The 23,465-nt window shown below is 64.0% G+C and carries 20 protein-coding genes and 1 pseudogene; 10 read left to right on the forward strand and 11 right to left on the reverse strand.

Going from position 1 to position 23,465, the window contains the following annotated elements:
• Window positions 1-40: 40 nt before the first annotated feature.
• Complete coding sequence (locus BT173_RS02190) at window positions 41-823, forward strand: PEP-CTERM/exosortase system-associated acyltransferase (RefSeq protein ID WP_217651386.1); 783 nt, start codon at window positions 41-43, stop codon at window positions 821-823.
• A 66-nt stretch (window positions 824-889) separates the two neighbouring features.
• Here BT173_RS02190 and BT173_RS02195 read toward each other — a convergent pair whose 3' ends face one another.
• Window positions 890-1,852: a TerC family protein gene (locus tag BT173_RS02195; RefSeq protein ID WP_072426992.1), complete on the reverse strand. Its 963-nt coding sequence runs from the start codon at window positions 1,850-1,852 to the stop codon at window positions 890-892.
• A gap of 51 nt (window positions 1,853-1,903) precedes the next feature.
• Complete coding sequence (gene htpX, locus BT173_RS02200) at window positions 1,904-2,776, reverse strand: protease HtpX (RefSeq protein ID WP_072426993.1); 873 nt, start codon at window positions 2,774-2,776, stop codon at window positions 1,904-1,906.
• A gap of 120 nt (window positions 2,777-2,896) precedes the next feature.
• Between htpX and BT173_RS02205 the strand changes: the two genes are divergently transcribed.
• Window positions 2,897-3,793 carry a LysR substrate-binding domain-containing protein gene (locus BT173_RS02205; protein ID WP_072426994.1) on the forward strand — a complete coding sequence of 299 codons (897 nt, stop codon included), beginning with the start codon at window positions 2,897-2,899 and terminating at the stop codon, window positions 3,791-3,793.
• 19 nt (window positions 3,794-3,812) lie between these two features.
• Here BT173_RS02205 and BT173_RS02210 read toward each other — a convergent pair whose 3' ends face one another.
• Window positions 3,813-4,820: a nucleoid-associated protein gene (locus BT173_RS02210; protein WP_072426995.1), complete on the reverse strand. Its 1,008-nt coding sequence runs from the start codon at window positions 4,818-4,820 to the stop codon at window positions 3,813-3,815.
• A gap of 151 nt (window positions 4,821-4,971) precedes the next feature.
• Between BT173_RS02210 and BT173_RS02215 the strand changes: the two genes are divergently transcribed.
• The 3 genes from BT173_RS02215 to rnk all read left to right on the forward strand — a co-directional run bounded on the left by BT173_RS02215 (window position 4,972) and on the right by rnk (window position 8,725).
• The gene (locus BT173_RS02215; protein ID WP_072426996.1) at window positions 4,972-7,008 is read left to right on the forward strand and encodes a TonB-dependent receptor family protein; all 2,037 of its coding nucleotides are present in this window, start codon (window positions 4,972-4,974) and stop codon (window positions 7,006-7,008) included.
• Window positions 7,009-7,115: 107 nt separating this feature from the next.
• Window positions 7,116-8,279, forward strand: a complete 1,164-nt coding sequence (locus BT173_RS02220) for an MBL fold metallo-hydrolase (protein ID WP_072426997.1) — start codon at window positions 7,116-7,118, stop codon at window positions 8,277-8,279.
• Between the two features lie 32 nt (window positions 8,280-8,311).
• Window positions 8,312-8,725, forward strand: a complete 414-nt coding sequence (gene rnk, locus BT173_RS02225; RefSeq protein ID WP_072426998.1) for a nucleoside diphosphate kinase regulator — start codon at window positions 8,312-8,314, stop codon at window positions 8,723-8,725.
• A gap of 65 nt (window positions 8,726-8,790) precedes the next feature.
• Here the strand turns inward: rnk and BT173_RS02230 are convergent, their stop codons facing one another.
• On the reverse strand, window positions 8,791-9,264 hold the full coding sequence (locus tag BT173_RS02230; RefSeq protein WP_072426999.1) for an Lrp/AsnC family transcriptional regulator: 474 nt from the start codon (window positions 9,262-9,264) through the stop codon (window positions 8,791-8,793).
• A 445-nt stretch (window positions 9,265-9,709) separates the two neighbouring features.
• Between BT173_RS02230 and BT173_RS02235 the strand changes: the two are divergent.
• A pseudogene (locus tag BT173_RS02235) lies at window positions 9,710-10,236 on the forward strand (LysE family translocator).
• 72 nt (window positions 10,237-10,308) lie between these two features.
• Here the strand turns inward: BT173_RS02235 and BT173_RS02240 are convergent.
• The 4 genes from BT173_RS02240 to BT173_RS02255 all read right to left on the reverse strand — a co-directional run bounded on the left by BT173_RS02240 (window position 10,309) and on the right by BT173_RS02255 (window position 14,373).
• A complete protein-coding gene (locus tag BT173_RS02240; RefSeq protein ID WP_072427000.1) occupies window positions 10,309-11,145 on the reverse strand; it encodes a hypothetical protein in 837 nt (278 codons plus the stop codon).
• Window positions 11,146-11,241: 96 nt separating this feature from the next.
• Window positions 11,242-11,967 (reverse strand): ABC transporter ATP-binding protein, encoded by a 726-nt coding sequence (locus BT173_RS02245; protein ID WP_072427001.1) that lies wholly within the window; start codon window positions 11,965-11,967, stop codon window positions 11,242-11,244.
• Window positions 11,960-13,174, reverse strand: a complete 1,215-nt coding sequence (locus BT173_RS02250) for an ABC transporter permease (RefSeq protein WP_245794114.1) — start codon at window positions 13,172-13,174, stop codon at window positions 11,960-11,962. Before BT173_RS02250 ends, BT173_RS02245 begins: the two co-directional genes overlap by 8 nt.
• Window positions 13,171-14,373, reverse strand: coding sequence for an efflux RND transporter periplasmic adaptor subunit (locus BT173_RS02255; protein ID WP_072427002.1), 1,203 nt, complete (start codon window positions 14,371-14,373; stop codon window positions 13,171-13,173). The genes BT173_RS02250 and BT173_RS02255 overlap by 4 nt, the downstream gene beginning before the upstream one ends.
• A 218-nt stretch (window positions 14,374-14,591) precedes the next feature.
• On the opposite strand from BT173_RS02255, the gene BT173_RS02260 reads away from it, so the two are divergent.
• The 3 genes from BT173_RS02260 to BT173_RS02270 all read left to right on the forward strand — a co-directional run bounded on the left by BT173_RS02260 (window position 14,592) and on the right by BT173_RS02270 (window position 17,861).
• A complete protein-coding gene (locus BT173_RS02260) occupies window positions 14,592-15,167 on the forward strand; it encodes a GbsR/MarR family transcriptional regulator (protein WP_072427003.1) in 576 nt (191 codons plus the stop codon).
• 332 nt (window positions 15,168-15,499) lie between these two features.
• On the forward strand, window positions 15,500-16,837 hold the full coding sequence (locus BT173_RS02265; RefSeq protein WP_072427004.1) for a cytochrome ubiquinol oxidase subunit I: 1,338 nt from the start codon (window positions 15,500-15,502) through the stop codon (window positions 16,835-16,837).
• A 10-nt stretch (window positions 16,838-16,847) separates the two neighbouring features.
• Entirely contained in the window at window positions 16,848-17,861 is a 1,014-nt protein-coding gene (locus BT173_RS02270; RefSeq protein ID WP_072427005.1) for a cytochrome d ubiquinol oxidase subunit II, read from the forward strand.
• Here the strand turns inward: BT173_RS02270 and BT173_RS02275 are convergent.
• From BT173_RS02275 to BT173_RS02285, 3 genes are all read right to left on the reverse strand, one after another.
• On the reverse strand, window positions 17,855-18,952 hold the full coding sequence (locus BT173_RS02275; RefSeq protein ID WP_072427006.1) for a hypothetical protein: 1,098 nt from the start codon (window positions 18,950-18,952) through the stop codon (window positions 17,855-17,857). The two genes, BT173_RS02270 and BT173_RS02275, sit on opposite strands and share 7 nt — an antisense overlap.
• On the reverse strand, window positions 18,945-19,535 hold the full coding sequence (locus tag BT173_RS02280; protein WP_072427007.1) for an RNA polymerase sigma factor: 591 nt from the start codon (window positions 19,533-19,535) through the stop codon (window positions 18,945-18,947). Before BT173_RS02280 ends, BT173_RS02275 begins: the two co-directional genes overlap by 8 nt.
• 219 nt (window positions 19,536-19,754) lie before the next feature.
• On the reverse strand, window positions 19,755-21,398 hold the full coding sequence (locus BT173_RS02285) for a flagellar assembly protein A (RefSeq protein WP_072427008.1): 1,644 nt from the start codon (window positions 21,396-21,398) through the stop codon (window positions 19,755-19,757).
• A gap of 168 nt (window positions 21,399-21,566) precedes the next feature.
• On the opposite strand from BT173_RS02285, the gene BT173_RS02290 reads away from it, so the two are divergent.
• Window positions 21,567-23,465, forward strand: coding sequence for an ATP-binding cassette domain-containing protein (locus BT173_RS02290; protein ID WP_072427009.1), 1,899 nt, complete (start codon window positions 21,567-21,569; stop codon window positions 23,463-23,465).

The following is a 23,465-nucleotide window of genomic DNA, read 5'->3' on the forward strand; positions in this document are numbered from 1 at the left end:
CCTCCCGATTTTATTGGCCAGGGCGAACCACCCTGCTTGGGTGAAACTAGATGTGGTGTGCACTATGAGCGGCTCTCCCTCTGTAGACAATCTTGGCGCTAGCTTCAATAGCTACTTTGAAATCCTGCCTGCTTTAAGTGAGGCCGAACGCAAGGAAGTCTTCCGCGTACGCCACGCGGTGTACTGCCATGACTTGCATTTTGAAGATGAGCGCGAGGATGGCGAAGAGCGTGACGAGCATGATGCACACTCGATCCTGTGCTTGCTGCGCACGCGTGGTGCCAATCCCCGCCCAGTGGGCTGCTGCCGGATGATCCTGCCCGGCAAGCCACCGCAGGACTCGCAATTGCCATTTGAACACCACTGCGCCGATGTGCTTGACCGGCGCATCATCGACCCAAGCCAGCTCGACAGACAACGGATTGCCGAAGTCTCTCGCCTGGCGGTGATGTCCGACTTCCGGCGTCGTAAGGACGAGCAGCATGTGCCGATTGCCATCAGCGATCATGACTTCGAGCAGAACAGCGCAGCAGCCCGATTCCCGTTTATTCCGGTGGGTTTATACCTCGCCTGTGTGGCGATTTCCTTGCGTATGGGCATTGATCACTTGTTCGTCTTGACCGAGCCACGTCTGGCCAAGCACTTCTCACGTATCGGCTTCGATATCCGTCAGATCGGCAGCGGTATCGAGCATCGCGGGCTGCGCGTGCCGTCCCATTTAAGTCCGGCCGCCATCCGGCGTGATCTGAAGCCGATGCTGCATTCTCTGTACGCCGTGGTGGAGGAGTCGATAGAACGCGCTTACCGTGCTGCAGGGCAGTAAGGCTGCACTAGTACGATAGAAATAAAAAACGCCCGGCATACCGGGCGTTTTGTCTTACTGAGTAATTTACTCGCGTCCCACTTCGGGAATCGGCTCATTACGGGTCTTCCACAGCGAGTAGGCGACACCAGCGGCCAGCAGGCCGAACGTTACGCCCAGGGAAACCGGGGAGGGAATCTTGATCGCGAAATTGACCAAGAAAATCTTCACGCCGATAAAGACCAGCACCACCGCCAAGGCGTACTTCAGGTAGTGGAAGCGATGCACCATGGCTGCCAGGGCGAAGTACAACGCGCGCAGGCCAAGGATGGCAAAGATATTCGACGTGAACACGATAAAGGTGTCGGTGGTGATCGCGAAGATCGCCGGCACGCTATCCACCGCAAACACAAGGTCGGTCAGCTCGACCATGATCAGCGCCAGGAATAGCGGCGTGGCCCACCACACCATCTTGCTCGGGTCCTTGCGGTCCGCTTCCTTCACGAAGAAGTGATTGCCATGCAGCTTCTCGGTGAAGCGGAAATGGCTCTTCAACCATTTCAGCAACGGGTTGCTAGCCACATCGGTTTCATCATCATGCATGAACAGCATCTTCACGCCGGTGATGACGAGGAAGGCGCCGAAGATGTACATGATCCAGCTGAACTGGTGGATCAGCGCAGCACCGAGTCCGATCATGACGCCACGCATCACGATGGCGCCCAAGATGCCCCAGAACAGCACGCGATGCTGATACAGGCGCGGGATGGCGAAGTAAGTGAAGATCAGACTGATGACGAACACATTGTCCATCGACAGACTCTTCTCAACCAGGAAGCCGGTGAAGTAGTCCATACCGGCCTTGGGGCCGAGCTCATACCAGACCCAGGTGCCGAACAGCAGGCCGGCACTGATGTAGAAAGCCGACAGCTTGAGGCTTTCCTTGACGCTGATTTCATGGTCCTTCTTGTTCAGCACGCCCAAATCGAGCACGAGCAGGATGATGACGACGGCGGCGAAAGTGCCCCACATCCACAATGGATAATCCATATTCTTCTTTCTGAAATGCCTGCCGGCGGCAAGCCGGCAGGCGGGTTGGGCTTAGGATAGTTGCTTGAGTGCTTCGATGCGCGCTTCCATCGGCGGATGGCTGCTGAACAGACTGGCCATTCCGCCAGTGATACCGGAAGCCGCCATATTCTTGGGCAGCTCGCCCGGTTCACGACCACCCAGGACCTGCAACGCATCAATCATCGGTGCCTTATTGCCCAGCAGCTTGGCTGCGCCCGCATCGGCCCGGAATTCGCGCTGGCGCGAGAAGTACATGACGATGATGCTGGCCAGAATGCCGAACACGATTTCGCAGATGATGGAAGCCACGTAATAGCCGATGCCGGGGCCGCTGCTTTCCTCATCGTTCTTACGCAGGAAGCTGTCGACCAGATAGCCGACCACGCGCGACAGGAAGACCACGAAGGTGTTCACCACACCCTGGATCAAGGTCAGCGTCACCATATCGCCGTTGGCGATGTGGGCCACCTCATGCGCCAGCACCGCCTCCACTTCACGCTTGCGCATGGTCTGCAAGAGGCCGGTCGAGACAGCCACCAGCGAGTTGGACTTGCTCGGCCCGGTGGCAAAGGCATTCGGCGCGCCTTCATAGATCGCCACTTCAGGCATGGGCAGATTGGCGCGCTGGGCCAGCACGCGCACCGTATCCACCAGCCAGGCTTCGTCGGCATTACGCGGCTGCTCGATCACCTGAGCGCCGGTGCTCCACTTGGCCATGGTCTTGGACATCAGCAGCGAGATAAACGAGCCACCAAAGCCGATCAGGGCCGAAAAGGCCAAGAGCATGCCGAAATTCATGCCGTTGGCGGTCAGGAAGCGATCCACGCCCAGAATGCGGGCGCTGATCGACAGCACCAGCATGATGGCGAGGTTGGTCGCGAGGAACAGTATTGTGCGTTTCATGGGAAGTCTCCTGTGGGCAAGCTGCCCTGAAAAACTGGACTGGCGCAGTGTACGGGCAGTTAGACACTGAAAGAATCGAGTATATTCTTGGCAATACTTCGATTTTTTCGATGAATTACCATGAGCAAAGCTGAACTCAACTATAAGCATCTGCATTACTTCTGGACGGTGGCCAAGGAAGGCGGCGTGGCGCGGGCAGCCGAGCGACTTGGCTTGAGCCCACAGACCATCAGCGGTCAGCTCGGTAAGCTTGAGCGCGAGATGGGGCGCACCCTGTTCCAGCAGGTCGGACGCCGACTCGAGCTGACCGAAGCCGGGCGTGAGGCGCTGCGCTACGCGGATGAGATCTTCCTGCTTGGCGAGCGGCTACGTGACGCGCTGAACGACCCGCAACTCGGTCAGGCCAGCCGGCTGACGGTGGGCATTGCCGACTCGGTGCCCAAGCTGGTCGCCTATCAGCTCTTGGCGCCGCTGGTGGGCGCCACGCCGCAGCTGCGCCTGGTCTGCCACGAGGGGGATTTTGATGAGCTGGTGTCGGCACTCTCGCGCCATAAGCTCGATATCGTGCTCAGCGACCGCGATCTGGGCCAGGCTCAGCAACGCCGACTGGTGGCACGGCGGCTCGCTTCCTGCCCTATCGGCATCTATGCCGCGCGCAGCCTATTGGCCCAGCCGGGCTCTGCTCGCAGCCGTGCCGAACTGAGCCAGGCGCCGATGCTGATGCCCAGCAAGCGCAGCAGCATGCGTGCGCGGTTGGATGCCTGGCTGGATGCGGAGGGCCTACGCCCGAGCATCGTGGGAGAATTTGACGATAGCGCGCTATTGACCACCTTCGGCGGCAATGGCGCCGGCTATTTCCCCGCTGCCACCGTGCTCACCGAAATGCTGTCGCGCCAGTACGATGCCGAGCTGGTCACCGAGCTCAGCGAGGTCAGCGAGGACTATTACGCGATCAGCCTGCCGGCGCGCCTGCCCAACCGGCATGTGGAGCGGCTCCTGCAGGCCGCCCTGCCCTAGCCGCGTTCTTGGTAACGCCTTAATCGGCCAGCAGTTCGCGCTTCAGGTGTTCGGGGATGTTGGACAGCACCAGAGTATCGCTGTGCTTGTCGTAAATAACGGCGCCCGAGCGCAGGCTGCTGCGGTCGAACTCCAGCTTCCACTGCGGCGCATTCGCCTTGAAACGGACCAAGGGTTTGATCGCACGGCGGTCGGGCACAAAGCCGCTCGATAACGCGAGATCCTGGTCGGCCAGCTGATGGCGTAGCTGTTGCGGTGCATCGGGCCAGGCTTTGCTGGCCACCTGGTCGAGGCTAAGCGGCAGACCCTCGTCGCCTAGCTCATCCAGAAACACATGCGCGCGTTCGAACAGCTGGTCGCGCTGGCTGGGCTCCAGCTGCTGGCGTTCGGCAAACTGCTCGAGTCCCTGCACCAGCTTCTGGGTTTCGCGCAGCGCCACCACCACATCATTGCAGCCAAGGAAGAGCTTGAAGTAATTGGCCACCTCGCCGCGCCCCTTCAGGAAGCTGATATAGCGCTCGGCACCGCGCTGCCAGGCGGCCAGATCGATGCGGCCGGCCACGCGCAGATTGGCCAGATCAAGGTGCACGGTCTCAATGATGTCGAGGTCTTCGGTCATGGTGGTGCCAATGGCCTCGGTGATGATGGCCACCAGCAGGAAATCGGCTGAGCCATTGTCCACGCGCGCAATCAGCACATGGCCGCCGCTGGCCAGCTGCTCCTGCTCGGCACGCGTCTGCAGGTGCTGCATCATCAGCTGGGCCAGGCTGATGAAATCGATGCTGCCCTCCTCTACATGCTGGCGCACGAAGCGCGGCATGGGGAAGTTGTCCTCGTCATCTTCGAAACGGCCATAGCCCTTGCCCAGGCGCTCGGCGTAATGCTTGCACAGGCGGTCGACCAGGCGCTGGGCGCTGGCGCTGACCGCCAGCTCGCCCGCGCGCAGCGATACAGTGGCCGGGCCGTGCGCGTCCTTATGCAGATGGTGGACGACCAGATTACGGATGGTATTGAGCGGCTCGGTCATGGCGCGGTCCTGCAAAAATCGTGGGCCGGCATTTTCCCACTGCCGGCCCTGTGCTGCGCGATTTTATGCGGTGGGTGGCGCGACAAGGTGTCGCAGTCGGCCGGCCGGTGCGCTCCCTAGAATGGCGCCCATTCAAAACAGGGAGCGCAGCATGCATGTGAAGCCATTGCGCCTGGCCTGTCTGGCCGCGGTCGCCAGCCTGGCCCAGGCCGATCACCTGAGTCCGACTATCGAAGTGCTCGGGCAACGCCCATATGACCATTCCACGCTGACCCAGCCCGATCTGCAGAGCGCGCGCGATCAGATGGCGCGCACGCCGGGCGGCGCCCATGTGCTGGATGCGGACAGCTACCGCGGTGGCCGGGTGGCCACGCTGGCCGACTCGCTCGGCTTTGCCCCAGGGGTCTTCGTGCAGCCGCGCTTCGGCGCCGAGGAAGCGCGCGTCTCCATCCGTGGCTCGGGCCTGCAGCGCACCTTTCACGGCCGCGGCCTGAAGCTGATGCAGGACGGGGTGCCGATGAATCTGGCCGACGGCAGCTTCGACTTCCAGGCCATCGAGGCCTTGACCGCGCGCTATGTCGAAGTCTGGCGCGGCGCAAATGCACTGCAGTACGGTGCATCCAATCTGGGCGGCGCGATCAACTACGCCTCGCCGAATGGCCGCAATGCCGCCGCCCTGCAGGCGCGCGCCGAGGCCGGCAGCTATGGCTATCGTCGCCTACAGGCGGCCAGCGGCAATATGGCAGAAGATGTCGATTACTACCTGTCGGCCAGCGGCTTTCAGCAAAGCGGCTTTCGGCGCCATGCCGAGCAACGCACCGTGCGCCTGTTCGCCAATATCGGCTGGCAGCTCAGCCCCCATCTGGAAAGCCGCGTCTATCTGGGTCATGCCGATAGCGATTCCGATCTGCCTGGCAGTCTGACGCGCGCCCAGCTGGAGGCCGACCCGCGCCAGGCCGCGGCCGGCAATGTCAGTAACGATCAGCAGCGCGATATCCGTTGGAGCCGCATCTCGAACAAGACCGTGCTACGTGATGGCGCACAGCGCTACGAGCTGGCGGCCTATCTGAGCCATAAGCGCCTGTTCCACCCCATCTTCCAGGTGCTCGATCAGCGCAACGATGATCTGGGCCTGGAGCTGCGCTATGTGAACGAAGCGGTCTGGCTGGGGCGCGGCAACCGATTGGTGCTGGGCTTCGCGCCGTCCTATGGCAAGACGGCCGAAGACCGTTGGCTCAATCAGGGCGGGCGGCGCGGTGCGCGCAGCAATCAGAGTGCGCAGCGTGCGAGCAATCTGGAGCTGTATCTGGAAAATCAGCATCAGCTGAGCCCTCAGCTGGCCCTGATTACCGGCCTGCAGGCCGCCCAGGCCAGGCGCCGGCTGAATGATCAGTTCGTGGCCGGCACGCCGAGCGATCGCTACAGCGAAAGCTTCAGCCGCCGCTATCAGGGCATCAATCCCAAGCTGGGCCTCTTACATGGCCAGCCAGGCCATAGCCAGTTCTACGCCAATCTGAGCCGCAGCTTCGAGCCGCCCAGCCTGTCGGAAATCAGCGGCGGGCTGTATCCGGTCAATAACGCCGCCCAGCGCGCCAACTCGCTGGAATTCGGTACGCGCGGCCGCCAGGCCGGGCTGGAATGGGACCTGAGCGTGTATCACGCCGCCCTGCGCCAGGAATTGCTGCAGATCGCCACCAATGTGGTCGGCGCCAATATCACCGTGAATGCCGAGCGCACCGTGCATCGTGGCATCGAAGCCTATCTGGGTGGCCAGCACGGCGGGCTGGACTGGCGCCTGGCCGGCCTCGTGAACGACTTCCGTTTCGATGGCGACACGCTGTATGGCAATCGGCGCCTGCCCGGCATTCCGCGCCTGTTCCTGCGCGCCGAGGGCGGCTACCGGCTGCCCTATGCGCTACGCCTGGGCCTGAATATCGAGAGCGCGCCAAAGGCGTATGCGGTCGACTTCGCCGACAGCCTGCAGGCACGTGGCTACACTCTCTACGGCCTCAAGCTGCAGCAGACAGTGGGTAAGCAGACCAGCTGGTTCCTGGAAGGCCGTAATCTAGCCGACAAGCGCTATGCAGCCACCACCGGCGTGCTGCGCGATGCGGGCGGCAAGGACAGCGCCCAGTTCATGCCCGGCGACGGGCGCGCTTGGTATGCGGGGCTGAGCTGGCAACACTGAGCAGATGAAGCAGCACCCGGCCAGTGTGGCTGGAGAAAGCGGGCCGGCCAGGAAACTCGCCGGCCGGTGCGCACTCCAAGCGTGCTTACGCCTTATCTGCGATCCTCATGCCCAAACTCACCCCGCGCAGCAGCTGCCTGTTGGCTAGCCTGCTCAGCCTGGGCGGTTGCGCCAGCCAGGCGCCTGCCAACCCCGACTACGACCCGAGCAAGCCCCACCATACCCTGCAGGGCTTTCGCAATAACTACGCGCACGAGCAGAAAGGTGCGGCCGATTTCTGGCGCTGGCAGTGGCAGCGCTGGACCGGTCCGCGCATCGAACACGATCTGAGCCAGATTCCACGCGTGCAGCCCGAGCTCGCCTATCTGGCTGCCAATCGCCAGCACACCACGGTGACCTGGATAGGCCATGCCACCGTGCTGCTGCAGATCGGCGGGCTGAATATCCTCACCGATCCGGTGTTCTCCGAACGCGCCTCGCCGCTGTCCTTCATCGGCCCGCCTAGACGGGTGCCGCTGCCGGCCACGCTCAGCCAGCTGCCGCGCATCGATGTGGTGCTGATCTCGCACAACCATTACGACCACCTCGACCAGGCGACGATAGCCGCACTCAAGCAGCAAGCGGGCGGGCCGCCGCAGTTCATCGTGCCGCTCGGCATAGACCGCTGGCTGGCCGACGAGGGCGTACAGCACGTGCAGAAGCTCGACTGGTGGCAGCAGACCATCTTGCCTGGCCAGGCCGGCCCACTGGCCATCCATCTGGTACCAGCCCAGCATTGGAGCAAGCGCAGCCTGTTCGGCGACGAGAACCGCTCGCTCTGGGGCGGCTTCGTGCTCGAGTATGCGGGGCGCAGGCTCTGGTTCGCCGGCGATACCGGCTACTCGCGCGACTTCCACGATATCGGCCGACGCTTCGCGCCGATCGACTTCGCGATGATTCCAGTCGGCGCCTATGCGCCGCGCTGGTTCATGCGCGCCCAGCATGTGAACCCGGCCGAGGCGGTGCAGATCCACCGCGATGTCGGCGCGCGGCAGTCGATGGGCATACATTGGGGGACTTTCGTCCTGACCGATGAAGCGCTGGAGCAGCCGATACATGATCTGCGCGCGGCCAGACAGCAGGCCGGCTTGCCCGACAGCGCCTTCAGCCTGTTCGCCATCGGCGAAACCCGTCGGCTGTTCGCGGACGATGCCGCAGCGGCCAGCCCAGCCCGGCCGCATGAAGTCAGCCAGCCCGCGCCCGGCTTGGCAGCGACGCCCAATGGGGCATAATCGGCCGGGCATACTTGCAGAAAGGAAACACCATGTTGAAGCAACCCAAGATCACCCTCTCATCGCTGGACCTGACGCGCTTGGAAGCGATGCTGGCCGCCCTGCCCCAGCAGGGCTTTCCTGGCCGCAACGCACTGGAAGCCGAGCTGGCCCGCGCCGATGTGCTGGAACCGGCCGATATGCCGCCCGATGTGGTCACCATGAATTCCACCGTGCATTTCGCGGTCGGCCAGGGCGAGGAAACCTTCGCCAAGACCCTGGTCTATCCGAAGGACGCACAGGGTGAAGCCGGTCATCTGTCCATCCTCGCCCCCGTCGGCGCGGCCTTGCTCGGCTTGCGGGTCGGGGACGAAATTGACTGGCCGACGCCAGCGGGCAAGCCGCTGCGGGTGAAATTGCTGGCCGTTGACTATCAGCCCGAACGGGCAGGCGAACTGCATCGCTGATCCCAGTCGATGCAAGCGGGGCGAACCTTTAGGTTCGCTTTTTTTTTTGAGCCTCAGCCAGCCATTCACACCTCGACCGAGGCGCGTTGCTTCATGCAGCGCAGCGCAAACATCGAACGGCTATGGCGTATGCCGGCAATCCGGTACAGCTTCTCGCGCAGGAAGCGCTCATAACCGGCCGTACCATCCACGGCCACCTTGACCAGATAGTCATACTCGCCCGACACCAGATACGCCTCCAGGACCTCGGGTAAGGCGGCCAACTCCTCGCCAAAGCGCGCCAGCGCATCGTCCTCATGCCGGTCCAGCGTCACTTCCAGCAGCACGATATCGGCCAGCCCAAGCTTTTTCTGATCGAGCAAGGCCACATAGCCGGTGATAAAGCCCTCGCTCTCGAGCTGACGGGTGCGATTCCAGCACGCAGTGGTCGATAAACCGACTTGTTCTGCCAGCTCAGCATTACTCAGGCGCGCATTCTGCTGCAGCGCACGCAGTATCTTGCGGTCCAGGGCATCCAGTGAACGGAGTTTGGCACTCATTGCGCAATCTCGAAGATTATTCTTTCAGATATCAATATACAGGAACGTCATTCCAAATAGTGAGCAGGAAGCACCGCAAATGAAAAGCCTATTCAGCCAGGCGGCCGGTATATTTTTTTGCACGTTTTCTGCCCGTGCAGCCCCTGGTGCCAATAGCGCCAAGGTGCTGAGCGGCCCCACCGGGCCAGCCGGCAGGCGGCGCTGGCCCATGCACGGCCAGCCAGGGTGCAGCGGCCTGCGATAGGTGGGCGGCCAGGCAACCCGCGGCGCAGACGACGTGTCCTGTTTCCTTCACGTATTGCCAGCCAAGGCCGGCTCGCGCCACAAGCGCGGGTGCAGGTGCGCGGTGGCGAGAAAGCCTTGCATGTCGATCGAGCTCTACCTGTCTTTCCTATTGGCCTCCCTGGTGCTGATCTTTTCACCCGGCCCGGTCAATGTCCTGGCCATGAGCCAAGCCTTGCAAAGCGGCTGGCGCCCGGCCCTGCCCTGCGTCTGGGGTGCCACCGGCGCGGTTCTGCTGCAGCTGCTGTTTACCGGCCTGTGCCTGAACGGCGTCCTGCTGCTCAGCCCACATGCGCTGGCGCTGCTGCGCTGGCTGCTGCCTATCTCGTCTACCTGGGCTGGCAGCAATGGCATGCGACCAAGCTGCTGGAAGCCGCTAGCGATGGTGCCGAGCGCAGCCTGTTCTGGCGCGGCTTTGCCACCTCGGGGCTCAATCCCAAGACCCTGCTGTTCTTCCCGTCCTTCTTCCCGCAATTCATGCAGGCTGATGCCGCCTGGAGCAGCAATGCCCAGTTCGGCCTGCTGGCCGCCAGCTTCGCCTTGCTGTTTGCCCTCGGGGTGGCGGCCAATGCGCTGTTCTCGGCGCGCTTGCGCGCCGTGCTACACCATCCCTTGCGCCTGCGCTGGTTGAACCGCGTGTTTGGCGGCGCACTGGTAGCGATGGGCGCCGCCCTGGCCGGCGCGCGCTGAGCAGCTCGCGCGTGTCGGCACAAAAAACAGCCCGCCGAAAGGCGGGCTGCGTGTTGGGCGGCGCGGCGTACTTCAGGCCAGCAGGTCAACGCCATCGGTCTTGCGCGGTTCGCCCTGCGCAGTCTGCGGCAGCAGATCGAGATAGCGCTCGCCGCCAGGCAGATTGAGCAAGCGCATGGCCAGGTCGCCGAATAGCGTCTGAGGATTCGCCCCCTGCTCGGGCAGCTGTAGATTGAAGGGTACGCGCACCGGCTCGCTGCGCAGGCGTTCGAGCAGCTCGGCCGCCGTACCGGCGAACTGGGCTTGCTGGTAAGGCATGCTTGGTGCAGCTGCCGGCGCGGATGCGGAACTGGGTACCGTAGCAGCCTGCGCGGGTGTCGCTGCCGCCGGCTCCGTTGCCGGCAAGGCGGCCAGGGCCTGGCCGCCGCGATTATTACTCTGCTGGCTGATGCTGGCGGCTTCCAGCTCCAGGCTATAGCGGATATCCATTTCGAACTCGAAGCTGCGCCCATCGGCGGTGGTAATCGTGCCGCGGCCGATGAACTGGCTGGCCTCCTCAAGCCGGAAGGCCGAGGCGCTGATGCGGCCATTTTCGTCGCGCTGCTGCAGGCTCAGTGCGCTAAAGCTGCTCTGGCTGGCCAGCGAAAAGCTGTCGAACTCGATCTTGGCGCCCTTGGCCGCGTCGCCGAGGAAGCTGCCGGCAAAGCTCTGGATCAGGCTTTGCGCCATGCTGGTCATGCTCTGATTCAGCTGCTCAACGCGCTTTTCCGCCAGATCACCCAGCTTGTCCAGCATGGCCATGGACTTGGCCAGCAGTCCTTGCTGGCGCGGCGCGGTGCTACGTTGCGTGGCATCGGTATTGGCCGGCAGATTGGCGGTCTGGGCGGCAGAGAGGGGATTCAGGTTCATGACTTGGCACTCCTTGAGCAGGCCAATAGGCTTGGCTGCATATCGGCGCGATACGCGCCAAACTTAGCGCGTCGCGACAAACGGTATTAATACCATTCAAATCGGCTCGCTCGCCTGCGGCACATTGGGGCGGTCCTCGACGATCTGGCCATCCACCAGGCGGATGATGCGGTCACAACGCGCCGCGAGGCGCGGGTCGTGGGTGACGATCAGGAAGGTGGTGTTCTCGCTGCGGTTCACCTCGCGCAGCAGGGCAAAAATCTCATCCGCGGTGCGGGTATCCAGATTGCCAGTCGGCTCATCAGCCAGTACCAGCTTCGGGTGCTGGGCCAAGGCGCGTGCAATCGCCACCCGCTGCTGCTGGCCGCCCGATAGCTGAGCCGGTCGTTTTTGCGCCGAATCGGCAAGGCCCACGCGCGCGAGCAGATCGAGGGCACGGGTGCGCATGGCCGGCGTGGCATGACCCTGGTCGGCCATCACCGGCAGGTAGACATTCTCCTGCGCGCTGAAGGCCGGCAGTAGGTAGTGAAACTGGAAGATGAAGCCCAGTGTGCGGCCGCGCAAGGCGGTCAGCGCGGCATCATCAAGACCCTGGGTCACCTGGCCATCGATCAGCAATTCCCCGCTGCTCGCCCCTTCCAACAGGCCAATGCAGTTGAGCAGCGTGCTCTTGCCCGAGCCGCTGGGGCCGATCAGCGCGGCAAACTCCCCCGGCATCAGGCGTAGATCGATGCCATGCAGGATCTCGGTCTGCACTTCGGCATTGCCATAGGACTTGCGCAGCGCGCGCAACTCGAGCAGCGGACGTGTGGGATCAGCCATTGCGTATTGCCTGTACCGGGTCGAGCCGGGCCGCGCGCAGGGCCGGCGCGGCCGCGGCCAGCAGGCCGATCAGCGTGGCCCCGAGCGCCGAACTGATGAAGAGCGAGGGCGACACCTCAAGCACGAAGAGCGGCGAGCCATCCGGTGCCTTGGCCACCAGGCCCATGACTTGCAGCAGCGCGGTGGCCAGCACCGAGCCGCATAGCGAGCCGAGCAGGCCGACCACGCCGCCCTGGATCAGAAAGATGCGCAGCACGCTGGGCGCGCGCGTGCCCATTGCGCGCAGGATGCCGATCTCCTTCTGCTTTTGTACGATGGACACCGCCAGCACGCTGGCAATCGCCAGCGCCACTGACAACGAGACAAACACGCGGATCATGCTGGACGAGGCGCTTTGCGAGCGCAGCGCGGTCAGCAGCTGGGTATTGGTCTGCATCCAGCTTTCCACCTCGAAGCCGGTACGGCGCGCCAGGCGCTGGGCGATGGCTTCGGCCTCGAATAACTGGGCAACCTTCAGGTCGATCTGGCTGACCCCGCCCGGCAGATCGAGCAGGCTTTGCGCGCTGCGCAGATTGACCAGCACCCAGCGGCGGTTGATGTCCTTGATCTCCATATCGAAGATGCCGGCCACGCGAAACACATCGCTGCGCGCGCCCTGGGTGCTCAGGCGCAGGGTATCGCCGAGCGCAATACCGAGGTCGTCGGCCAGCTCGGTGCCGATCACCACCTCGCCGCTGGCCAGCGTGAACTGCCCCTGCTTGAGCTTGTCGCGCAGATTGACGATGCGGTTGTACTGCTCGGGCAGCACGCCCATCAGCGCGATCGACTTGCTGGCCGCGCCGCGCACGGCCAGGCCGGCGCCGCTGACCATGGGCGACACAGCACTGACACCGGGTTCACGCCCCAGCACCGTCAACCAGGCCTGCCATTGCTCGAGCGATTTGAGCGCCTGGGCGCGCTTTTCCACCTTGGCCGCCACCGCGCCACTGGGCGGCAGGCGCAGCGCCTGCTGCTCGGGCGCGCGCAGGCTGATATGCGCCTGAGTACTCAGCGTGCGCTGGATGATATTGCTCTGCAGACCGTTGACCAGGGCAGTGATGAACACCACCACCGCGACGCCGACCGTCACGCCAAGGAAGATCAGCACCGATTGCATGCGCCCCTCGCGCAGAAAGCGCAGGGCCACCAGCCATTCAAACGCGTTCACGGCTGGGCCACCTGCGGCCGCACCGCCATGCCGGCGGTGATCGGCTTGCTGCCTGGGGCCAGCACGATATCGCCCTCCGACAGGCCCGCGCGCACCTCGACCCGCCCGACGCCGTTCAAACCCAGGCGCACAGTCTGGCGCAGCGCCTCGCCATCACGCACCAGCCACACGGCGGGCTCGCCATTACCGGCCAGTACCGCATCGCTAGGCAGTTGCAGCACTTGCGGGCGGCTGGCCACACGCACCTCGGCCGAAACCGTCATGTCTGCGCGCAGAAAGGCTGGTGGCTTGGCCACCGCCAGTTTGACTTCCACCGTGCCGGTATCACGGTCCACGCCAGGCGCGATGCTGCTGACCGTGGCATCGAATGGCTGCTCGGGAAAGGCATCGGCCAACACACGTGCTACCTGACCCACCGCCAGGTAGCCGAGGCGCTTCTCATCCACCAGCATGCTGATGCGGGTTGGACCATTCAGGGCCAGGGTCAGCAAGGGTTTGCCGACCTGGGCCACCTGCCCCACTTCCACGCTGCGCAAGAGCACGCGGCAATCGGCCGGTGCACGCAGGCTCAGCTGCTGCAATTTGGCCTGCGCCAGCTGCACGGCCGCCTGGGCTGCACGCACGCCAGCCTGGGCCAGCTGGCGCTCGCTGCCCGCCTGGCTGCTGCTCAGACCGGTTTGCGCACTGCGCAGGCGGCTGGCGGCCAGTTCCACCTGCTGCTGCGCCTCATCCACCGCCGCCGGGCTGACAAAGCCGGTGCGGGCCAGCTCGCGATTCCGCGCCAGCGTGCGCTCGGCCAGCGTCAGACTGCTGCGCGCCTGCTCGACCGTCTGTGCGGCCTGCGGGGCGGTCAGCGTACCCAGCTGGGCCAGGCGCGCCTCGGCCTGCGCGAGCTGGGCCTCCGCATTGCGCAGCTGCGCGCGCAGCTCGCTCTCATCCAGCTGCACCAGCAGCTCGCCCTTGCGGCAGGCATCGCCCTCCTCGCCACGCACCTCAGCCACCGTGCCATTCACCATGCTGGCCAGTTCCACCGTGGCGGGCGGAATCACCCGGCCACTGGCCACCACGGTCTCGCTCAGGTCGGCGCGCTGTACGCGGTAGGCCGGCCACGGGCTGGCGCGCAGAAAAAACCAGACCAACAGGCCCAGGATCAAGACAGCGAGCAGTAATAGCCAACTCAGGCGCTTCAAGCGCGGCATGGGTGGTCCTTCGTGTACGGGTTGCAGCGGGTTCGGAAGCGCGCAGTCTGGCGGGTTCGCGCCGGGCGCGCCAGCAGGCAGGCCTTTGTTCAGCCCTTGCCGGCGCTGAAGCACAGCCCGATAACGGGGGTCTCACTTCATTAGCACAAATTACTTTAGCTAGTTGTTGATGTAAGTTAAGATATTTCAACAATTACTGAAAATTCAGGAAGTCAAACATGTTGATGTCGCCCTTGATCCAGACCTTCGTGCTGCACTTCGGTGAAATGGGCAGCCGCTGGGGCATCAATCGCACCGTCGGGCAAATCTATGCGCTGCTGTTCGTGGCCGAGCGCCCGCTGAATGCCGATGAGATGGCCGAGGCGCTCGGCTTCTCGCGCTCGAATATCAGCATGGGGCTCAAGGAGCTGATGTCCTGGCGCCTGGTTAAGCTCCAGCACCTGCCGGGCGATAGGCGCGAGTATTTTTCCGCCCCCGAGGACGTGTGGGCGATCTTCCGCACCCTGGCCGAGGAGCGCCGCAAGCGCGAAATCGACCCGACGCTGTCCATGCTGCGCGATGCCTTGCTGGCCGAGCCGGCCACCTCGGCCGAGAAGCACGCCCAGGGCCGTCTGCGCGAAATGCACGATCTGATCGAGCTGACCACCGACTGGTTCAGCGATGTACAGAAACTCGACTCCAAGACCCTGATGCAGCTGATGAAGCTCGGCGGCAAGGTCACCAAATTCCTAGAGATCAAGGACAAGCTGCTGCTAGGCATGGGCAGCAAGGGAGAGGACGACAATAAGCACTAGGAAAGCGCTGATCAACTCACCGTCGCGCGTCAGCGCGGTCCCCCCGCAGCGGCGGGGGCGGAGGGGGTGGAATAGAACAGCGAGGAATCATTGATTTATCGCTGTCGATCAGCACCCGGCTCCGCCGGGTGGTGAGCTGATCGTCGAGTAATCGAATTAATCAGCGCCTCTCCAGCAAGTAAACCGTTGCCCGCAGGGGCAGCCACCGAAGCGGGTAACAGCGTTGTGGGGACAGCGCGGACGCCCGCCTCCCCCTCGGTGCCCACCCTGCGTGGCAGCCCTTTCGCCCGGCCTGGCTGGGCACAACCGTTGTTTCCTATGAGGCAAGCATCATGGACCCCCTGCTTTTGGCCCGCATCCAGTTCGGCGCCAATATCAGTTTTCACATCCTCTTCCCCACCATCAGCATTGCGCTCAGCTGGGTGCTGCTGTTCTTCAAGCTGCGCTACAACCGCAGCGGCGACATCAAATGGATGGGCGCCTATCGCTTCTGGGTCAAGGTCTTTGCGCTGACCTTCGCACTGGGCGTGGTCAGCGGCATCACCATGAGTTTCCAGTTCGGCACCAACTGGCCCGGCTATATGGAGACCGTCGGCAATATCGCCGGGCCCTTGCTGGCCTACGAGGTACTGACCGCCTTTTTCCTGGAAGCGGCCTTCCTCGGCATCATGCTGTTCGGCAGCGAGCGGGTGTCCAATCGCATGCACACGCTGGCCACCTTCCTGGTCGCCTTCGGCACCTCCATGTCGGCGTTCTGGATTCTGGTACTCAATTCCTGGATGCAGACCCCGGTCGGCTTCGAGATGATAGACGGCAAGGCACACGCCACCGACTGGCTAGCCATCCTATTCAATCCCTCCATGCCCTACCGGCTCAGCCATATGCTGCTGGCCTCGGGGCTGACCGTGGCCTTCCTGCTCGCAGGCCTATCCGCCTATCGCTGGCTGCGCGGCGACAAGGCCGCCAGCGTGCTGGCCAGCCTGAAAACCGGCGTCTACCTGGCCGCCGCGCTGATTCCGCTGCAGATCTTCGTCGGCGATATGCATGGTCTGAATACTCTGGAACACCAACCGGCCAAGATCGCCGCGGTGGAAGGGGTATGGGAGACCGAGCGTGGCGCACCGATGCTCTTGTTCGCACTGCCCAATTCGGCAACCCGCAGCAATGACTACGCGATCGGCATTCCCAAGCTGGCCAGCCTGATCCTCAAGCACGATCCGAACGGCGAAATCCGCGGCCTGAACGAGTTCGTCGGCCAGCATCCACCGGTGCCGCCGCTATTCTGGGCTTTCCGCATCATGGTCGGGGTGGGCATGCTGATGTTGCTGCTGAGCTGGCTGGGCAGCTGGCAGCTGCGCCGCCACGGTGCGCCGCAGCGCTGGCTGGCGATGGCCCTGGTGGGCATGACCTTCTCGGGCTGGGTGGCCACCCTGGCCGGCTGGTATGTGACCGAAATCGGCCGTCAGCCCTGGCTCGTGTATGGCGTGCTGCGCACGGCCGATGCCGCCAGCAAGGTGCCGGCCGGCATGATCGCCAGCACCCTGTTCGCCTATCTGGCCCTGTATGCCGCGCTGATCGTCGCCTATGTGTCGGTGTTGTTCTACCTCGCGCGCAAGGCCAAGTACGCGAAGTACGAAAAGCCCGCCGCCACGCAGACTGCCCCCGTTTAAGGATTTCGCCATGACACCTGATCTCTCCACCCCTGCCGGCTGGCTGCCGGTGGTCTTCATGGCCCTGATGGGCCTTGCCATGCTCGCCTATGTGATTCTGGACGGCTATGACCTCGGCGTCGGCATCCTGCTGCGCCGCGCGCCCGATGCTGAAAAGGACATCATGATCGCGTCCATCGGCCCTTTCTGGGATGCCAATGAAACCTGGCTGGTGCTAGGCGTGGGCATTCTGCTGGTGGCCTTCCCGATGGCGCATGGCCTGATCCTCACCTCGCTGTATCTGCCGGTCACGCTTATGCTGTTCGGGCTGATCCTGCGCGGGGTGGCCTTCGATTTCCGCGTCAAGGCACGCGACCACCATAAGCCGTGGTGGAACCGCGCCTTCTATGCGGGCTCGCTGCTGGCCACGCTGTCGCAGGGCGGTATGCTCGGCTATTACATCGTCGGCTTCGAGCCACGCTGGGAATCGGGCCTGTTCGCGCTATTCACCGCCTTTGCCCTCACCGCCGGCTATGCGCTGCTCGGTGCCACCTGGCTGATCATGAAGACCGAGGGCGAGCTGCAGGCGCGTGCGGTGCGCTGGGCGCGTGGCAGCCTGTGGCTGACGGCAGCTGGCGTGGCAGCGATCTCCATCGTCACCCCGCTGGTCAGCGCGGAAATCTTCGCCAAATGGTTCTCGCTGCCGAATGCGTTGCTGCTGGCACCGATTCCGCTAATGACCCTGGCCCTGTTCGGCGTGATCCAGCGCAGCCTGGCCCATATGCCGGCTAGTCATGAACGCTGGTGCTGGGTGCCGTTTGCCTGCACGGTCGGCATCTTCATCCTGGCCTTCCATGGCCTTGCTTACAGCCTCTTCCCCTATCTGGTCGTGCACCGGCTCACCGTCTGGCAGGCCGCCAGCGCGCCGGAATCGCTGCTGATCATGTTCGTGGGTGTGTGCATCGTGCTGCCGACCATCATCGGCTACACCGTGTATGCCTACCGGGTGTTCTGGGGCAAGGCACGCGCGCTCAGCTATTACTGAGCCTGCGTGCAATCCGCCGCGCGCAAGCGGGCCAGCTCGACCGCCAGCAGCTGGCTGGAGAGGCTAGCCTGCTCAGCGCGCGCTGCACACCATAGCGCCTGGGCCGTGGCCAGCTCACCGTTATCCAGCAAGGCACGCAAGCGCAGGGCCAGCGCCGATGGCACCGCATCGGCCTGTACAGGTGGTGGCGGTGCGGCGAGCGCCTTGGCGCGCAGGGCCGGCGCGGGTGCTGCGGGTGGGGCAGGCACTTCCGCCTCGCGGGCGGACTCGATAGGCGCGACCGGGGCAGGCGCCGGTACTGGGGCGGGCGCAGCCGGCTCGGCCAAGCTGGGCTGGACTGGCTGGCTTGGCCGTTCAAGCAGCTGCGGCGCGGCCTTGGCGGCCGGCACTGGCTCGCTTGGCGCCACGGGGGGCTGGGCAGGCGCCGCTTTCTGCAGCGCCGCCAGGGGCGGCATGTCGGCGGCAGGCTTGGCTGCCTCGCCAGCCGGCGCAGCTTGCTGTAAAGGCATCGCTTCGCTCACGTCTGGCGCAGTCTGGGCTTCCACTTCGCGCGGTGCCATCTCAGCCTGCAGTGGCTCATCCAGCTGCAGCTCGCGCTGACTGCGCAGATCGAGCAGTAGGGAAACTGACAGCACCAGCACCGCCAGACTGGCCAGCGCCAGCCGGCCATGTCCGCCCAGACTTGTTGCCAGCCAATCAGCCAGCAGCCTCAGCCGCCCGCGCCAGACGGGCCTTGCGGCAGGCATCTTAGCCGGTGATGGGCGCTGCAGTAGCGCCACCAACTGGGCATCCAGCTCAGCCGGCGCCGTATAGCGCAGCGCTTCGTCCTGCAGCAGCCAGGTGAACTGTGCGTCCTCGCGCTGGGCTAGCCACCAGCCAAGCGCCGCTGGATCAAGCGCCAGGCTGGCCGGGTCTTGCGCATAGGCCGTATCGCGGCGCGCCTGCGCAGCCTCGTGCAGGCGGTCGATCAGGTCCGCCAGCGCGGGGCTCAGGGCATCGCCGGCCGCAGGTGTCCAGGCGGCGCGCTGCAGCAGGGTGCACCAGCCGGCGATCTCGGCTTCGCTGTCATCCTGTTCCTGCCAATCAGCCATGAGCATCCTCCAGCAGGCTGCGCAGCTGGGTCTTTGCATAGCGCAGGCGGGTGCGCGTGGTCTCCAGCTTCTGGCCGGTCAGGCTGGCCACCTCCTCCACGCTCAGGCCCTCCATATAACGCAGCACCATGGCTTCGCGGTAAATCGGTGCCAGCTGGCACAGCGCGGCGCGCACGCGCGCGGCATCCTGGCTGGCCAGCACCTGGGCATCGGGCTGTGGGCGCTCATCGACGAGCTCGATCCCGACCGTGGGGCCATCCTCATCCCAATCCTGCTCCAGTGGCAGCTGGCCGCGGCTGCGTTCCACGCGCAGCCAGTCGATAAAGGCATTGCGCGCAATCGTGTACAGCCAGGTCTTGAACGAGGCCTGGCCAGCAAAGCCAGCCGCGCCACCCAAGACCTTTTCCCATACTTTCTGCGCGAGGTCGGCCGCCACATGCCGGTCGCCCTGAGCCAGATAGGCCAGGCGATTGAATAGCGCCGGCTGGTGGCGACGCACCAGCTCGCGCCCCGGCTGGGCGATCTCGCCCAGGGCAATCAGCTGCATCAGTGCTTCATCAGCCAGGCTGTCCAGTGTCTGCATAGAGTTCAGAAAAGGGGAAGAGAGGATGCCGCGCCCAGCCAGAACAGCACCGCCCAAGTAGTAGACGATGCCGACACGATATCGGGGTGAATGCGGCGCGGCGGAAAACCGCAGCCCTGCATGGTAGCGCAGCGGCTACGCTGCGCGATGCCAACAAAAACCGGCCGGCAGCCTTGCGCTACCGACCTCAGGTTCTGCCAACCAAGCCGCAGTAGCTGCCTAGCGCCCTACCCAGTCGCTGAGCAGCTCGCCCTTGTCGTCCAGGCGCCAGCTGCCGCCCGGGCCATCATCAAGCGCTTCCCAGCGCTTCTGGCCGATCTGGATCAGCGCGCCGGCATGCACGCGTTTGCTGATCTGCACCCGCGCATGCTCGTTCAGCGCCAGCTGCTCGCTCAGCTTGTGCAAGAGCACATCGAGGTCACGCACCTCGTCCTGAATCGCCTTGGCGGTCATCTCGGCCTTTTCGCGCACGCCACCGGCGCCCTTGGCCGGGTTTTTGTCCAGAAAATCGAGCAGCTGGCGCAGCTTGGCATAGTCTTCCAGCTTCTTCTTGCGCAGCGCTTCCTGACCGAGCTTGTCACGGTTCACATAGGGGTCAAAACCCACTTGCACATGGGTGGGAGCCCCTGAGGGAGAACCGAGCACACCGGTGCGGACATTCAGACCGGCACGCAGATGCCCCCCCATGATCTGGCCACTGCCCGACTGACCGACATTCACATCATGGCCGGCGCTCAACTCGCTCTGGCGCACCGCGCGCTCAACCAGAATGTCCTGGCGCGCCTCCACCAGACCGTGCTCGATGAACTTGGCCTGCACGCTGCGCTCGCTGCGCACGATGGCGGTTTCCACTGCCCCACCATGCGTGGCGCCCTGTGCCTCGGCGCGGCCGACAATGCCGCCCTTGACCACCACATTGCCGCCGGCCACGACCTCGGCCGCTTCCAGCGTGCCGCCGATCACCACATCGCCGCTGGCGCGGATATGCATGCCGGCCTTCACATCACCCTTGACCTGCACCGTGCCGTCAAACTGGATATTGCCGCTCTCGATATCGATCTGCTCGACCTCGATCAGTGGATTCACATCGACGCCGTTGGCGCAGGGTACAGGCTGACCATCGATCAAGGCGACCAACTGATTGCTGTCCCCCTCGGCGGGTGCAGCGCCCTTCAGCGCACTGGAAAACGGCGTATCGGGCACCGGCTGGGCCGGCACCGTCTTGCCGAACACATCGGTGCCGGCAATGCCGGGCACGGCCGGCGTACGGCGCATCAATGGAGTGCCGGCATGGATGATCAGGAGGTTACCGAGGTCGCGGTAATCGACCACCTCGTCTTCGCCAGCCTCGAACTGCGCCTCACGCAGTGCCTCGATCAGGCTGTCGAAATGGGCGGCCTCGCCCTCCTGTGGCGGCGTGCCGAGCGCGACGACCACATCCTCGCAGTGCCCAGCCGCCAGCGCTTCGTTCAAGGCGGCGTCCTGTATGCCATGGATGATGCCCTTGATATGCAGGGCCGGGCGCACCTCGTCCACCACCGAGCGTCCACCCTGCGGGGCGACCAGAGTGAGGCTCACGCTCATCTTGTCCGCGGCGATGTCCAGCTTGAAGCTACCATCGCGCCGCTCGCCGATCACCAACTCAAGCGGCTTGGCGCCCGGCGTCTCAGCCAATTGGCGCGCCTGCTCGAAGAAGGCGCTGATGGCGGCCTCATCGAGGTAAAAACCCGACCAGCCCTTCACCGCCAACTCGGCATCCAGGGCAGCACGATCCGGCAGCTGAGCGCCCTCCTCCGATTTGAACTGAGCTTGCAGCTTTTGGCTGGCCGCATCGAAGGCCAGGCTGAATCCGATTCGCTCCATCTGTCTCTGTCCGCTAGTTTTTACTTATATACCCCATCATAACCCAGCATTTTCCAAATTGCCTCAACCACTTAGCCGCATTTATTCAAGCGGGATCGCATGCAGCGGAAAAGCCCAAGCCCGCGCGCATCGGTATAATCGCCCGCCTTCGCTTACTGTCTGCCTACCATGCCCGTTCTGATTGTTGAAAATGCCTGCCTGGCCTTTGGCCATGTTCCCCTGCTCGACCATGCCGATTTCGTGTTGGAGCCCGGCGAACGCGTGGGCCTGATCGGTCGCAATGGTGCGGGCAAGTCCTCGCTGCTGAAGGCGATTGCCGGCGTGCACAAGCTCGACGACGGCGTGATCCGCGTCAGCAATACCCAGCGCGTCGCCTATGTGCCGCAGGAGCCGCCGCTCGACCCAGCCGCCACCGTGTTTGAAGCGGTGGCCGAGGGGCTGGGCGACCTCAAGCAGATCCTCACCGACTACCATGCCGCCGCGATTGCCGCCGAGCACGACCCGGACGCGCTCGAGCGCATGATGGCACTGCAGCATGAACTGGAAGCGCGCGACGGCTGGCGCCTCGATTCGCTGGTGGCCAGCACGCTGACCAACCTCGGCCTACCGGCCGAGAAGAAGATCAGCGAGCTGTCGGGTGGCTGGAAGAAACGCGTGGCGCTGGCCCAGGCACTGGTGTCCGAGCCCGAGCTGCTGCTGCTCGATGAGCCGACCAACCACCTCGACCTGTCCGCCATCGAATGGCTGGAAGGCCTGATCCGCAATTTCGCCGGCGCGGTGCTATTGATCACCCACGATCGGCGCTTTCTGGACAATGTGTCCAACCGCATCATCGAACTCGACCGCGGTCGGCTATCGAGCTTCCCCGGCAACTTCAGCACCTATCAGGAACGCAAGGCCGAGATGCTGGCCCAGGAAGCGACCGAGAACGCCAAGTTCGACAAATACCTGGCCCAGGAAGAAGTGTGGATACGCCAGGGCATCAAGGCGCGCCGCACCCGCAATGAAGGCCGCGTGCGCCGCCTCGAGCAGCTGCGCCGCGAGCGCGCCGCGCGGCGTGAACGGGTCGGCAATGTGCAGTTCGCGCTAGACGCCGGTGAGCGCAGCGGCAAGCTGGTGGCCGAACTGGAAAACGTCAGCAAGGCCTATGGCAATCGCACGCTGATCCGCGACTTCAGCACGCGCATCCTGCGCGGCGACAAGATCGGCCTGATCGGTCCGAACGGTGCCGGTAAGACCACACTCCTGAAGCTGATCCTGGGTGAGCTGGCCCCCGATAGCGGCACCGTCACCCAGGGCAGCAAGCAGGAAATCGCCTACTTCGACCAGTTCCGCTCGGCTCTGCCCGAGGACGTGGCGATCTGCGATGTAATCAGCCCGGGCAGCGACTTCGTGGTGATCGGCAACGAGAAGAAGCATGTGATCAGCTATCTCGAGGACTTCCTGTTTGCGCCGGAACGCTCGCGCAGCCCAGTCAAGTCGCTGTCGGGCGGCGAACGCGCGCGCCTTCTGCTTGCGCGCCTGTTTACCCAGCCGGCCAATATCCTGGTGCTGGACGAACCAACCAATGACCTCGATATCGACACCCTGGAACTGCTGGAAGAGCTGCTGGCCAATTACACCGGCACCGTCTTCCTGGTCAGCCACGACCGGACCTTCCTCGACAATGTGGTCACCCAGGTGATCGCCTTCGAGGACGACGGCCGCCTGATCGAGAACCCCGGCGGTTACGACGACTGGATCGTGGCGCGCAACCGCATGCTGGCCAATGCCAAGACGCCGGCCAAGGTGGAAGCGCCCAAGCCAGCCGCCGCACCCGAGCGCACCGCCCGCCCGGTGAAGATGAGCTACAAGGAAAGCCAGGAGCTGGAGAAGCTGCCGCAGGAGATTGCGGCCCTGGAGGCCGAGCAGGCCGCGCTGCAGGAAAAGCTACTCGACCCGAATATCTACCGCAATGCGCCGCTCGACGCAGCGGCCTGGCAGGCGCGCATCGACGAGATCGACGTGCTGGTGCTGGACAAGATGGAGCGCTGGGAAGCGCTGGAAAAGAAGCAGCTGGGCGAATGA

This window comes from Chitinimonas taiwanensis DSM 18899 (assembly GCF_900119825.1).
GTDB classification, from domain to species: Bacteria; Pseudomonadota; Gammaproteobacteria; order Burkholderiales; family Chitinimonadaceae; genus Chitinimonas; species Chitinimonas taiwanensis.